This is a genomic window from Candidatus Dependentiae bacterium (assembly GCA_035445995.1).
GTDB lineage: Bacteria > Babelota > Babeliae > Babelales > Vermiphilaceae > DAOMRS01.
Genome location: DAOMRS010000001.1, coordinates 422,665 through 436,717, shown reverse-complemented (window position 1 = coordinate 436,717; position 14,053 = coordinate 422,665). Strand labels below are relative to the sequence as shown.

The 14,053-nt window shown below is 35.9% G+C and carries 11 protein-coding genes; 6 read left to right on the top strand and 5 right to left on the bottom strand.

The genetic code is table 11. The features are described 5' to 3' along the window. Positions 1-253: 253 nt before the first annotated feature. Genes recJ through PK943_02120 form a run of 3 tightly spaced genes read left to right on the top strand, consistent with a single transcriptional unit; the run spans position 254 to position 3,026 of the window. Positions 254-1,996 (top strand): single-stranded-DNA-specific exonuclease RecJ, encoded by a 1,743-nt coding sequence (recJ, locus tag PK943_02130; protein ID HRN78010.1) that lies wholly within the window; start codon positions 254-256, stop codon positions 1,994-1,996. Continuing rightward, positions 1,993-2,667 (top strand): (d)CMP kinase, encoded by a 675-nt coding sequence (cmk, locus tag PK943_02125; protein HRN78009.1) that lies wholly within the window; start codon positions 1,993-1,995, stop codon positions 2,665-2,667. The genes recJ and cmk overlap by 4 nt, the downstream gene beginning before the upstream one ends. 14 nt (positions 2,668-2,681) lie before the next feature. After that, the gene (locus PK943_02120; protein ID HRN78008.1) at positions 2,682-3,026 is read left to right on the top strand and encodes a VOC family protein; all 345 of its coding nucleotides are present in this window, start codon (positions 2,682-2,684) and stop codon (positions 3,024-3,026) included. A gap of 52 nt (positions 3,027-3,078) precedes the next feature. On the opposite strand, the gene PK943_02115 is transcribed toward PK943_02120, so the two are convergent. The 5 genes from PK943_02115 to lon form a co-directional block, all read right to left on the bottom strand. Next, complete coding sequence (locus PK943_02115) at positions 3,079-3,327, bottom strand: hypothetical protein (protein ID HRN78007.1); 249 nt, start codon at positions 3,325-3,327, stop codon at positions 3,079-3,081. Between the two features lie 100 nt (positions 3,328-3,427). Further along, positions 3,428-5,170, bottom strand: coding sequence for a WD40 repeat domain-containing protein (locus tag PK943_02110; protein ID HRN78006.1), 1,743 nt, complete (start codon positions 5,168-5,170; stop codon positions 3,428-3,430). A gap of 80 nt (positions 5,171-5,250) precedes the next feature. Continuing rightward, positions 5,251-6,924, bottom strand: coding sequence for a hypothetical protein (locus PK943_02105; GenBank protein ID HRN78005.1), 1,674 nt, complete (start codon positions 6,922-6,924; stop codon positions 5,251-5,253). 90 nt (positions 6,925-7,014) lie between these two features. Next, on the bottom strand, positions 7,015-7,218 hold the full coding sequence (locus PK943_02100; protein ID HRN78004.1) for a hypothetical protein: 204 nt from the start codon (positions 7,216-7,218) through the stop codon (positions 7,015-7,017). Positions 7,219-7,245: 27 nt separating this feature from the next. Next, the gene (gene lon / locus PK943_02095) at positions 7,246-9,678 is read right to left on the bottom strand and encodes an endopeptidase La (GenBank protein HRN78003.1); all 2,433 of its coding nucleotides are present in this window, start codon (positions 9,676-9,678) and stop codon (positions 7,246-7,248) included. A 473-nt stretch (positions 9,679-10,151) separates the two neighbouring features. On the opposite strand from lon, the gene PK943_02090 reads away from it, so the two are divergent. The 3 genes from PK943_02090 to rpsB all read left to right on the top strand — a co-directional run bounded on the left by PK943_02090 (position 10,152) and on the right by rpsB (position 14,043). After that, positions 10,152-11,486, top strand: coding sequence for an Npt1/Npt2 family nucleotide transporter (locus PK943_02090; GenBank protein HRN78002.1), 1,335 nt, complete (start codon positions 10,152-10,154; stop codon positions 11,484-11,486). A gap of 169 nt (positions 11,487-11,655) precedes the next feature. Beyond that, on the top strand, positions 11,656-13,074 hold the full coding sequence (locus PK943_02085; protein HRN78001.1) for an Npt1/Npt2 family nucleotide transporter: 1,419 nt from the start codon (positions 11,656-11,658) through the stop codon (positions 13,072-13,074). Positions 13,075-13,164: 90 nt separating this feature from the next. After that, positions 13,165-14,043: a 30S ribosomal protein S2 gene (rpsB, locus tag PK943_02080; GenBank protein HRN78000.1), complete on the top strand. Its 879-nt coding sequence runs from the start codon at positions 13,165-13,167 to the stop codon at positions 14,041-14,043. The last annotated feature ends 10 nt before the right edge of the window (positions 14,044-14,053 follow it).

The following is a 14,053-nucleotide window of genomic DNA, read 5'->3' as shown; positions in this document are numbered from 1 at the left end:
GGGATCCTATGGTGGGTTTCCTCTTTTTTTATTTTATCCCGCTTCCCCTGAGCTTGTCGAAAAGGGTTAAGCGGGATAAAATTTAAGGTTCATATTTTTAAGAATACATGAATTATAAAAAATATTGGTTATACTGGTATAAAATAAATTAATTAAGAATTAATAAGATGCCGTTTGACCCTTCAACAAGTTCCCAGCCGTCGCTAGAAACTATGGCGGGCACAGCAGGGTGAGCGGGATATATAGGCAAATCATGAAAACATCTTTTGTGCAAGGTACAAAATATCTTTGGCAGCTACCAGAAATAGATACCAAATCAGTTGCTGATTTAGCGGCATACTTAAATTTATCATTTCCCATAGCACAAACATTACTTGCACGGGGATTTACTACCAAACAACAGGCAGAAAGTTTTTTATTCAGCTCATATGAAAAAGATGTTGCGCATCCATCCTTAATGAAGGATGCAGATAAAGCAGTTGATCGTATTATTTCTGCTATTGATCGTGGTGAAAAAATCTTGGTGTTTGGTGATTATGATGTAGATGGTATCACCTCTTCTGCTATGATGATGATTTGTTTGTTGCCACTAGGAGCGCAAGTAAACTTCTTTTTACCGCATCGTGTACGTGATGGGTATGGATTGTCGGTCAAGGCGGTCGAGCGTGCAGCACGCAACAATTACAAAGTAATCATTACCGTAGACAATGGTATTACGGCATTTGATCCGGCTAGCAAGGCAAAAGAACTTGGAATAGATTTAATTATTACCGACCATCATAGACCACATGATCATGTACCGGAAGCTTTTGCGGTAATTAATCCCAATCAGCATGATTGCCCGTATCCATTCAAAACGCTGGCAGGTGTTGGGGTGACGTTCAAAATTTTATCACTTCTGTATGAACGCAAAAAATTACGTATGCCCACCAAAGCATATGAGTTGTTATTATTGGGGACGATAGCTGACGTAGTGCCACTACTAGGAGAGAATCGTTTTTGGGTGCGGTATGGTTTGAGCTATATAAATAAGTTTGAAAGTAATTCACTTAAAGTTCTCAAGCAAAATGGCAAACTCGCAAAACCATTGATTTCTGCTACTGACATTGGTTTTTCTATCGCGCCACAAATCAATGCGCTCGGTCGACTTGAAGATGCACGTCAAGGCGTAAAGTTTTTAATTGGTTCAGATATGCGTGAGGTTGAAGAAGTAGGTAAAGTACTTTTGGAACTGAATGAAACACGCAAACAGATAGAACGATCTATATTTGTACAAGTACAAACAGAAATTGAACAGAAAAAAATTGATCTTGATAGAGAAAATGTAATCATTGCAGCAAGTAAAAATTGGCCTCCGGGTGTAATTGGGTTGGTTGCATCACGTTTGGTGAGTGCTTATGGCAAACCGACCATATTGTTTCATATTACTAAAGATGGCCTTGCAAAGGGATCTTGTCGATCAATTCCCGAATTTAATATGTTTGATGCCTTAGATGCACACCGTGATATTATTGAACAATTTGGCGGACATTCGCTTGCAGCAGGTTTGGCATTAAAGCTTGAAAATGTACCAAAATTAAAACACGGTTTGGAAATGTTAGTTGCCCAGCAACTGACAGAGTTTGATTTAACACAAAAAATTGCATTGGATGCACATGCACGTTTATCTGATTTGACCAAAAAGTTTATGGCAGATATGCAGCACCTTGAGCCATTTGGTAATGAGAACCGATCTCCAGCGTTTTTGATTAATGACGTAACACTTGTCGAAAAACCAAAATTATTAAAAGACTTACATGTCAAATGTTCAGTGTTTGCTGATGGTGTTATTAAACCGTTAATGTTTTTTAATCGACCAGAATTATTTGAACAATTTATGGCATGTGAACAAGAACCATTTTCTGTAGCCGCACACATTAGTGAAAATCATTGGAATGGACACGTGAATATTGAACTGACTGGTATCGATGTATCATTCAAAAAGGCCGGCATATGATTGTTACCATAGATGGACCCGCAGCAAGTGGGAAAACAACAATTGGTCGTATGCTTGCTATACGATTGGGCATATATTACTTGTATTCAGGATTTTTGTATCGTGGATTAGCCTATGTACTTACCGAGCATGCAGGGTATACGCTTGATGATTTATACAATCCAAGACCAGAAGATATTGCAGAATATTTAGATACTGAGCGATTAGTATATACATTTAATGGTGAGCAAGAGCATGTTTTTTTTGATGGCCAAGATATTACACCGCATTTAAAAACGAACACTATTGATCGAGCTGCATCAATTATGAGTACTAATCAGTATGTGCGTCTTACGATTAATAACTTAATGCATGATATTGCAGACGAAAAAGATATAGTAGTAGATGGACGTGACGTGGGATCAGTAGTGTTTCCTGATGCAGATTTTAAGTTTTACATTACTGCTCCGGCAGATGTACGTGCGCAACGTTGGCAACGTGATCAACAAAAACTAGGTCCTCAAGTTACTTTTGCCAAAGCATTGGAAACAATAACAGAACGCGATAAACGGGATACCGAGCGCTTAGTATCTCCACTTATTGTTCCTAATAATGCTATTGTGGTTGATACGGCGCAGTTGACACCGGAGCAAGCAGTAGAACAGTTGTTGTTACATATGCAAAATTATTAAGAATAAGGATTAATATGTTTCAGGGATTACGCACGGTTATTTATCAAGTAAATGATCTTGATAAAGCAAAGGAATGGTATACAAAAATATTGGGTGCACCGCCATATTTCGATGAATCTTACTATGTAGGGTTCGATGTTGATGGTTTTGAGCTTGGGCTTATGCCGGATGAAGAATGGGAAAAAGCAGAAAATGTTCTAGCGTATTGGCAGGTTGCAGATATACATAAAACATATAAACATTTATTATCTCATGGCGCTACCGAACATGATCCTGTTCAGGAAGTTGGAGATGGTATTTATGTGGCCAGTGTGTATGATCCATTTGGCAATATACTAGGTATCATAACCACGGAATAAAAATTCCCCCGCAGATGAAAATATCGCGGGGGATAATTTACCTATAAAGGAATTAATAAGGAGCTTGAGAAGTTCTTGTTTCTGTTTTTTGCTCAATGACATTCATTCCTTGATCTGCTTTGCGTTTTGTTGTTTTTTTGTACGTACTACCTTTTTTGCCTCCTGAGCGTACTTGTCTGGTTGTTTTTGAAACTTTTGTAGTTTTTGTTTTTGATTTGCCAGTTTTATTTTTGTGACTGCAACCAGGTAATACAAGAGCTACTGCAAGAAGTACCATGCTAAGTAATAAACCTTTTTTCATATTTTTATCTCCTAAAAAAGGGGTATTTTTATAACACTGCTTTTTTACTATATGAATACTACCATAAAATGATTTGTGATTTAATTGCAAGAATTTTTATCTAGTATTCTGATAATTGAATATTTAAAGTATCCACTAGAAATTGTTGTATATCGGGATTAAAAGCCATAAAAAGGTTGTGTAGATAAGGATATTCATTAAGATTTAATGATTGGTTTTCTTGTGTAAGTGATGACATATAAGCAAGGAGTCGCAGTTGATCAAATACAATAGTTGGTTTGTCTGTGCGAGTGACTGGATCGCATAAATATGTAAGTTGTTTTAGGCTATCCAGGGCAGCTTTATGATTAGGGGTAACAAGTTGCCATATCCGCACGGTACCATCATGAGAAGCAGAGATTAATGCAGTGTCATCAGCAGTAAAGTCAATTGCTTTCACTGCTGCACCATGATGTAATCGTTGAATACATTGTTTTGTAGACAGATCCCAGATGCAAATGGTTTTATCATCGGAGGCAGATGCTAATAGATTTCCAGCATGATTAAAGCAAAGGCCGTAAATAGTATCAGTATGCTTGAGGAATCTATATATAAGATTTTTGGTATTAAAATCTACCAGTAAAATTGTACCGGAGTGTGTATCTGTTACAAATGTATTGTTTGTATGGTTAAATCCAAATTCACCGAAACTTGCTTGTTTTAATATATCTATAGTTGTATACATATTGGTTGCAGCATTCCATTGCCAAAAATATATAGCGTTAGCACAAGTGGCACAGGCAAAAGTAGTATTATTTAAGAACTTGACTCTCCATGGATATTCTTCTATGGGTAATATTTGTATACATTGTTTGGTAGTTATATTCCAAATGCGCGTGGTATTATCCATGATAGATGTTGATACAAGATGTGTACCTGTTGGATTAAAAGTGATGTTACTGACAGGAGTAGTATGTCCTTCAAATGTATGTATAAGGCTGCTGTCCTTTTCTAAATCCCATAGTTTAATAGTGTGATCATATGAACCTGAGGCAAGCAAAAAGGGATTTGTTGGGCTAAAGCATAAAGATGTTATTGCTTGATGGTGGTCTAATAATGTCAAAAGATCATATTTTTTATTAATCGGCTGTATGTATATTATGCCTCGGTTTGAACCAGCAGCTATATGAGTGTTATCTGTATTGAATAAAACGTTATTAAAACCATCATCAATATTATGGTCATTATGTTCTAACTGTAGGATAATAGTATCTGGCATAGGATCTCTAGTGGCAATGTGACGTCGATATAAGTATGAGGTCAACGAGGGTGCAAGTTGATTGTATATACACGCATATAAGGTGGGCACCAGCATATAAGAGGCAATTTGATTGTTTTTTTCATGTAAATGTGCAAAAGATTGAGCTGCAACGCTTTTGTGTATCCATACTTTACAGCTCAGTTGTATGAGTTCTGGAATATTAAGATAGTCGGCTGCTTTCATTACCGTATAAAGATCTTGCAAGGATAGTTGATTTAATAGAGTTTTTATATGTGTACGAATGCCATTGGCTATTTGTGGAGTTAATAACTTTTTTTTGCATCTATATATTTCTGGTACATAGGTTTCAATAATAAGTTGGGCAGTGATTTTATTTATATGCGGAAGGGCAATCGTTCTTTCTGTTGGATTTGTTTCTAAGGCTTCATTGATTGTCTGCCATAAAGCTACATACTTTTTTGGTAATAGTACTTTTTGAGGTGGGTTATGGCTGAGGCATTCTATTGTTATAGTATCACCATCCATAGCGTAGCAACAAAAAACAAAATATAATCCATATGATAATATAATTTTTATGTTCATTACTTCTTTCTCCAAGAAGTGAGTTTATTGTCTAAGATTTTGCCACAAACACCGTCTTATGCAAGAAGATATTTTTTAGCTTAGGCGAGGATATTTAAATGCTTGCGGAATATTTTTTTCTCGGTGGTATTAAACTCATCAAATAACTGTTTCAAATATGGATATCTTCTTAGGTTAAGTGGGTTATAGGTATGTTCAGTAAATGCCAGCCATAACAGTTGTGCATGTTTGAGTAATGTTCTCTTTTGTAATTTGTCTAACAACCGTTTCTTTTCTTGCCCAAGTAATGTCCACATATACAATGTGCAATCTTGTGATGCAGAAATTAACTTGCATCCATCTGGAGAAAAACTTACTTCATAAACATAATCTGTATGCTGATTAATAGTTCTTATACAGGTATCGGCTTCTATATCCCAAATGCGTATCGTATGATCTTTTGAGCAAGATGCTAATAATGTCTCGTCATGATTAAAGACTAAATAAAAAATTGGGCTACTGTGTCCTTTAAAAATACGATACAGTGCACCTGTTTCTACATCTATTAAATGGATGTTATAATCCTGTGTATCAGTAGCAAATATGGTTTGCTTTTTATTAAAACATAATTCGCCATAGCTTCCCTCAAAGCTATTTTTTAACTCAGTTTTTTGATCTTCTAGTAGTTTCCATTGTTTAACCGTATTATCACATGCTGCTACGGTAATAAGATTATCTGTGTTGAAAAAGACTTTCCATGTAGCTCTTGTGTTTCCATTAATAGTATATAAACATGTTTTATTTGGAATACTCCAAATGCGTACTGTTTTATCCTCAGATGTAGATGCAAGTTTAGTGCCATCAGTATTAAACGCGATGGCATTAGTTCCTTTGGTATGTCCTTCCAATACATCACAGATATTGGTATCAAGATGCCAAATGCGTACGGTATGGTCTGCAGATGTTGAAGCAAGTAATTTGGTGTGTGTGGGGCCAAATTTGATTTGCTCTATAACCATAGTATGTCCGACTAATGTATCTACGAGGTACAACGTGTGGGCGTCAAAGATATAAATGCAATGATCACCTGAGCCTGCAGCAATAAAAGATCCATCATGATTATAACTTACTGAGCGTAGTCCAAACCCACATTTGTAAATTGGTTTGTTATGTAATTGTGGTGTGGTTGCTATATGGTTTTTATAAATGTACTGAGCTAATTGAGTACCAATTTCTTTTGTAGCTAAGGTGTCTATTTCAGCTGGTAATAATAAATTAGGTTTAGTAAATAGGGTTTCTCTTTTATATAATTTATGGAGAGTTTTTTGAGAAAAGACGCGTTGTTGCCACGCGTGGCAGGAATATTTAAGTAATTTTTTTACATCAAGAAAATTGCTAGCGTGTATAACAGATTTAAGAACAGGGCTTGCGAGCGATTGGAGCAACGTACGTAATTTGGTATGTATTTTATTTTTTCGGATGCCAGATGTAGTACGCTGTTTCATCTTATGGATAATTTTTAAGTAGTCTTTCACTAATAATAATGTTGCACGATCCAGTTTATCTAGAGGAATGACATCAGTGGATTCCAAATCTTCTACCATGTTAGTTATGGTATTTGAATGTTGGCAGAGGTTTTTTTTGATAGCAATAGGTTCATCCTGAGATGTTTCATCATGCGTGCTGAATTTTAATTTCTCATCGGTAGTCATGCTCATTAAAGCAAAATGGCATGAGAACATTAAAATAAAAGCTGTTTTTTGAAAAGTACTCATTAATAAACCCTTTTTTGAGTTGATCAAATTTAACAAAAAAAAAGCCCAGCAATTTTGCTGGGCTCAGTATATCAAGATTTAATAAACATATTAAAATTTAATGCGTACTTCGTCTTGTTCTTCTTCTATATTAATATCATCTTCAACATTTTTAGTTGTTTCTTCTTCAATGAGTGCTTCAATAATATCAAGCTTCTTTGGGGTTGCTGATTTTTTTTGTTTTGTGCCACCACAAGCAGGAATCACTAATAAAATGCTGATACTTAATGCAGTTGTTAAAACTGTTTTATTCATACAAACTCCGATGAATTAAATGATGTATTATTTTTTTGTTGTTTGTTTTTTCTTAGTTGTTTTTTTTGATTTTGCTTTAATTAGTTTAGCTCTTTTGAATGGATTTTCAATGAAAGCTTCAGCTAATACTTCATCAGTATTTTTTACAAAGACAATATTGAGTGAATCAAGGTTAATTTCTTTTTTGATTTCTTCAATTTCATCTTTATTTTCATATGGCACAATAATCTTTGTCATTTTATGTTGTTGTGCTGCTAACAGTTTTTCTTTTAGTCCACCGATAGCAAGTACGCGGCCCTGCAAGGTAATCTCACCGGTCATTGCAAGATGTTCTAATGTTGGATTTTTTGTTAGAGCAGATACTAATGCGGTAGCAATAGTAATACCGGCAGATGGTCCATCTTTTGGTGTAGCACCTTCTGGAATGTGTACGTGAATATCTTTGCTAGAATGAAATGATGCTTTAAGTCCCAAATCAACAGCGCGTGCACGAATATAACTCAATGCAGCTTGGCCAGATTCTTGCATAACTTCACCAAGTTGGCCGGTCAAGGTGATACCGCCTTTTCCTGGTATGGCAGAAACTTCGATTTCTAGAACATCGCCACCAACTTCTGTCCATGCCAAGCCTGTTGCTAATCCAATGCGTTCTTTGTTTGGATTCAAACTAGTTTTCTTGAAGATAACATTGCCCAACCATTCTTTTACCCGGTCTTTGGTTACCACAATATTCTTTACTTGTTTATTTTGAAGTAAATACTGAATAGCTTTACGCATTAATTTGGCAATAGTACGTTCTAATTGACGTACACCCGCTTCTTTTGTGTATTCGGTAATAACATGCTCCAATATTTCATCAGATATTTTAAACTGACGTTTGGTCAAGTTATATTCTTCTAAGTTTTTAGGGATTAGAAACTCTTTTGCAATGGAGTGTTTTTCTGCATCTGTGTATCCAGATAATGAAATAACTTCCAAGCGATCAAACAGTGGATATGGAATATGTTCAAGTACGTTTGCTGTAGTAATAAACATTACTTTTGAAAGATCATATTCAATATCCAAAAAGTGATCTACAAATGTTTTGTTTTGTTCCGGGTCTAATACCTCTAACATTGCTGCTGCAGGATCACCATGAATATCTCGTGACATTTTATCAATTTCATCAAGCAAAATTACTGGATTCATAGTGTTTGCTTTGCGCATTGCTTGAATAATTTTGCCCGGTAAAGCACCAATATAAGTGCGGCGGTGACCACGAATTTCTGCTTCATCGCGAATACCACCCAAAGAAATTCGAACGAATTCTCTACCAAGTGCATCGGCAATTGATTTTGCTAACGATGTTTTACCTACACCCGGAGGACCAACTAAGCAAATAATTGGTGAACGCTCGAGATTTTTTGAGAATTTTTTTGCTGCCAAAAATTCAGTAATGCGTTCTTTTGGTTTTTTTAAGCTTGCATGATTTTCATTCAAAATACGCTCTGCTTGCTTTAAACTAATGGTATCAGCACTTATTTTATGCCATGGTAATGAGATTACCCAATCAACATAGTGGCGACTTACCACAGCTTCAGATGATAATGGGGGCATTTGTTCAAGACGGCGTAATTCTTTTTCAACCTTTTCCATAGCATCTTCAGGAAGAGATAACTTTTTTGCCTTTGCGCGCAGTTGTTCAATTTCAGCAGATTGATCTTCTCGTCCAAGTTCTTTTTGGATAGCTTTCATCTGTTCGGTCAAATAGTATTCACGTTGACTTTTTTCAACTTGTGTTTGAATTCGACCTTGTATGCGTTGTTCAGTTTGTAAAATTTCTGTTTCTTTATTGAGTAAAGCACATACTTTGAGCATACGATCTTTTAGATCGGGGGTTTCAAGAATATCTTGGCGATCATCAAAAGATACATTGCTATGTACTACAATAGTATCAGTAATGTAATCCATGTCTTCAGGAGTTTTTACCGATTGAATAATATCAATAGGTGCTTTTTCATTAAGTTTTGCATATCCTTGGTATAACCCACTTAATTGACGCCAGATTGCTTCTAGTTCAATGTCTTGATCATTGTTGGTTGTTTTTAAATCATTATAGCTAATGCTAAAAAAACCATCTTGTTCATCAAATGAATCAACTTTTGCGCGACAGATACCTTCTGCCAATATATTGAGAGTACCATTTGGCATACGTCTTACTTGTAGAATGTTTGAACGTGTACCAACCTCAAATAGGTCATTTATAGTAGGGTTTTCAGTTTTTGAGTCTTTTTGAGCCGTAATAAATAATGAACGATCATTATTGAGAGCATGCTCAACCGCCTTAATAGAAAGGGGTCTACCTACGACGATAGGAATAATGCTTTTAGGCAAGATAACTACGTTTTTTAATGGTAACAACGGTAACCTGTTAAAGGTTGCGCTCGTTGCTGCACCCATAGTTTCTTTGTGTTGTTCCATATGCTCTAGTCCTAGATTTAATAGTTTTTTTCTTAAATATGACTGGTTGGGGTACCATAAAGATAAAATGTAAGTACCTCCAAGCTTAACTACTCATAGTATAGCAAAAAGACATTTTTATGCCCAATTTTAAAGTTAATCTACCGGCTTTTTTTGTCAATAAAATGGTAAATTAGATAAAATACACCATAAATGTTTTCATATTGAAAATTATATCGTGATATACGGTTGATAACTTGCTATAATGGCCATTGAGGGTTATGATTGAGCTTTCCGGCCTAGTTGGCTGGATAGCCTTTTATTTTTGATAGGCAATTTTATAAGGAGTAGTTGGAGAGCTAGCTGGGTAAGGGAAAGGGGCGCAATGGCATAGAAAGGACAAATTATTTTTACAAGTTGTTTATCTTCTATTAAACTAATAACGATAACTAAGAGATTTATCTAACAGTATTTTTTCCAATAAGGATCTATATATGTTTAAGCGTATTGCGCAGACCCTTTGGGGTAAGTTTGAGAGTAGAGAAGAAGTACAGAAATTCGGTATGTTAGCAGCTATGTTCGGCCTAATTATCGGTATATATTGGACTATGCGTCCGATTAAAGATAGTATTTTCATGTCAGTTGTGGGTGGCGATTATTTATGGATGGCAAAGATTGTTTCCCTTTTCGTTATTACTCCACTTGTTTTAGTGTATTCAAAATTGGTTGATACTTTCCCTCGTGAAAAAGTATTTTATGGTTTGTTATCTGTGTATGCAGCATTAGCGGTTTTCTTTTGGTGGGCATTCTCTGATCCTACTATTGGATTGGCTAATACAGTAGAAGACCCTACTCGTTATATCGGTTGGGCTTGGTATGTGTTTGTAGAAAGTTTTGGTTCGTTGATTGTAGCGTTATTCTGGGCGATTACTGTTGATATTACTTTGCCAGAATCAGCTAAGCGTGGATTCCCGCTTATTGCATTAGTTGGTCAAATGGGTAACATTTTTGGGCCATATTTCTTAAATGCAAGAACGCTTGGGTTTGCCAATAGTGCGCCAATACTAGGTATTCTTGCAGTATTAATGGGATTGACCTTATTCCTTATGTGGTTGTTCTTTAATATTACACCAAAAAATCAGTTGACTGGTTTTAAAGGTGATAAATCTGCTCATCCAGAATCAGAACCAGGGTTTTTTGAAGGTCTCAGATTATTGGTTACTCAAGGATATCTCTTTGGTATTTTCTTAATTATTTCTTTATACGAAGTTATCGTTACAGTAATTGACTACCATTTCAAATTAACCGTGTATGGTTCTTTTTCGAGTGAGCTTGGACGCAGTGCATTCTTATCTCAATATGCATATATGGTTGGTGTAGTTGCAACGTTAAGCGTATTGTTTGGTATTAACAATATTCAGCGTAAGCTTGGTATGCTCGCATCATTGATCTTATTGCCAATTTTGGTTGCGGGAGCTGTATTGTTGATTACATGGTATCCAACAGCACTATATTTATCGGCTGCTATCATGGTATTCTCAAAAGCTATCAACTATGCATTGAACCAACCGACTATGAAACAATTGTATATTCCAACTAGTGCAGATGCTAAATATAAAGCACAAGCTTGGATAGAAATGTTTGGTTCTCGTGGTTCAAAAGCAACTGCATCATTAATAAATGGTACGCGTGGGGCACTTGGCCTATCCGTATTCTTAACAATGATTTCTGTTGGTTCAATGGGATTAATTGCTGGATGGATTTTGGTAGCAATGTATGTTGCAAAAACATATAATAAAGCTATTGAGAATAATGAGATTGTATGTTAGTCAGTAAGCTGAAGCATACTATTATGATGATGAATTAAAAAAGAAAGAGCCTTCTGTCGATAATCGACGAAGGCTCTTTCATGTATAAAGAAGTGAGTGAATTAGGGTGAGTGAATTAATTCGGGCTAATGTATTTGTTGTTTGTATTTAAGGCAAGAGGGATGCATTGATGGGAATGGGGTCGAAAATAAGAAACGTGTTTGGAGCGCTTTTTGATGTTGAGCCGCATGAGCGGCAAAAGCTATTGTTTTTGTCTATGGCATTTTGTTTGATTATTGGTGGATATACTATAGCTAAAGAATTGAAAGATTCGGTGTTTTTGCAAATAGTAGGTAGAGAATATGTTCCTCTTGCGCGCACGGTGGTGTTATTTGGGCTTATGCCAGCAATTTTTTTATATTCAAAGTTAGTAGATAAGGTGCGTCGTTATCAATTACTGAACTATTGTGCGTTATTTTTTGGGATGCTAGGGTTTCTTTTTACTTATTTATTAGGGCATCCGGTTATTGGATTACCAAACACGAATATAGGTCCCGATCGTATATTTGGATGGGTATTTTACTTTTTTGTCGAAGCATATTCACCATTTTTGGTCAGTGTATTTTGGGCGTTTGCAAACTCAATTTCTAGCCCTCAAGAAGCAAAAAACAATTATGGATTGATGGTTGCAGGGTCTAAATTTGGTGGTGTAACAAGTGCACTTATTGCTTGGATTATATTGAGCGGTATAAGTGCTTCTGCTACCTATTCACGTAGTGTGGACATTTATGCGCATCAGTTAGTCTATGCTATGTCATCATGTATGCTTATTTTAGTGCCGATTATGACATTAATGATGATAAAACATGTTCCTGGCCAGTATTTACATGGTTATGAAGCAGTGTATCAAGCGGAAAAGTTACGAAAGAAAGAGGGTAAAAATGAAACTGGTATGTTTGCCGGATTATGGTTGCTAATTCGATATCCATATGTTTTGGGTATATTTGGTATGGTTTATTTTTACGAAGTTGTCAGCACAGTTTTGAGTTTTTTGCGTTTAAAAGTTGCAGAAGCGAATGCTGATACGCTTGCGGGAGTAACGGCAAATTTATTATGGATGATCATGTTATCTCATGCTATTGGGTTTCTTATCTCGTTACTGGGTACGAGAGAATTACTCAAGCGGCTAGGTACACGAGTGTGTCTTTTTTTAATACCGTTAGTATGTGGGGCAGTATTGTGCTATGTAATGTTTGATGCATCGCCATTTATGTTTGGATTAGCATATAGTATCTTAAAATCTATTAACTTGGCATTTAGCTGGCCAGTCAGGGAAAGTTTATATATACCAACAGTTAAAGAAATTAAGTTTAAATCAAAATCATGGATTGATGCCTTTGGTAGTAAATTTGCTAAGACTAGTGGATCGGCATTTAACTGGGCAACTACACAGGTATCTGTTTCCATGTATATGCCATTACATTCTTTCTTCTTCGCAGGAGTAGTGGGGTTATGGTTTATGGCTGCATATTTGCTTGGTCGTCGATTTGATCGCGCTATAGCAAAGAATGAGGTTATTGGTTTGGATGAAGAGGCAATAAAAATATAGGTATTTAGATTGCAATTGTAGGGCTTTTTGCTACAATCTATAGGGTAGTCTTATAGGTAGAGCTACGAGAGGAATTTTAAGGATTTTTGCATGACAAAACAAATTGATTTCAAAGAATTAGGTAAAGCAGGTACACATTTTGGTCACCGATCAGCTCGTTGGAACCCTAAAATGGCTCCATTCATCTGGGGTACTAAAAATAAGGTTCACCTGATCGATATTTCAAAAACAGCAAGTCACCTTGAACAAGCAGCTAAATTTTTAGAGTCTGTTGCTGCAGATAATAAAACCATTTTATGGGTTGGTACTAAAAAGCCAGCTCAGAAGGCGGTTACTGAAGTTGCAATGAAACTTGGTATGCCTTATGTTAACCACCGTTGGATTGGTGGTACGTTAAGTAATTTTGCGCAAGTAAAAAAAGCAGTAACTAAATTGTTACACCTTGAAGATATCTTGGCAAAATCTGAAAAATTTCCTCATTATACCAAAAAAGAACTAAACGAATTCAAAAAAGATACAGAACGTCTTGAAAAAAGTGTTGGTGGGATCCGTACACTTAAGTGGCCAGTTGGTGCGCTTGTTTTAGTAGATGTTGGTCGTGAGAATTCGGCATTGCTTGAAGCAGTCAATATGCATGTTCCGGTTGTTGCCATAGTTGATACTAACTGTGACCCATCGTTGGTTGATTATGTTATTCCAGCAAATGATGATGCAGTAAGTTCTATTTCCTTAATAATGAACCATCTAGGCAATGCTGTAGAAGCTGGTAAAAAAATAGCACTTGAAAAAGAAAAAGAAGCAGCTTCGGAAAAAACTAAAAAGGGAGAAGCAAAAAAAGCTCCTTCTTCAGTAGAAGCTTCAACTAAAAACAAAGCTAAATCAACTAAAAAAGCAGTGGTTGAAGAAGAAGATGAAGATAATAGTGTCGACAATATTATAATTGATGATATTGAAGATATAGAAGAGTAAAAAAGAACTC

Bases quoted from the DNA above. Each gene is read 5' to 3' on its own strand.
- PK943_02115 (HRN78007.1), bottom strand. From the start codon at position 3,327: ATGAAAAAAGGTTTATTACTTAGCATGGTACTTCTTGCAGTAGCTCTT.
- PK943_02120 (HRN78008.1), top strand. From the start codon at position 2,682: ATGTTTCAGGGATTACGCACGGTTATTTATCAAGTAAATGATCTTGAT.
- PK943_02105 (HRN78005.1), bottom strand. From the start codon at position 6,924: ATGAGTACTTTTCAAAAAACAGCTTTTATTTTAATGTTCTCATGCCAT.
- rpsB (HRN78000.1), top strand. From the start codon at position 13,165: ATGACAAAACAAATTGATTTCAAAGAATTAGGTAAAGCAGGTACACAT.
- cmk (HRN78009.1), top strand. From the start codon at position 1,993: ATGATTGTTACCATAGATGGACCCGCAGCAAGTGGGAAAACAACAATT.
- lon (HRN78003.1), bottom strand. From the start codon at position 9,678: ATGGAACAACACAAAGAAACTATGGGTGCAGCAACGAGCGCAACCTTT.
- PK943_02100 (HRN78004.1), bottom strand. From the start codon at position 7,218: ATGAATAAAACAGTTTTAACAACTGCATTAAGTATCAGCATTTTATTA.
- recJ (HRN78010.1), top strand. From the start codon at position 254: ATGAAAACATCTTTTGTGCAAGGTACAAAATATCTTTGGCAGCTACCA.
- PK943_02090 (HRN78002.1), top strand. From the start codon at position 10,152: ATGTTTAAGCGTATTGCGCAGACCCTTTGGGGTAAGTTTGAGAGTAGA.
- PK943_02085 (HRN78001.1), top strand. From the start codon at position 11,656: ATGGGAATGGGGTCGAAAATAAGAAACGTGTTTGGAGCGCTTTTTGAT.
- PK943_02110 (HRN78006.1), bottom strand. From the start codon at position 5,170: ATGAACATAAAAATTATATTATCATATGGATTATATTTTGTTTTTTGT.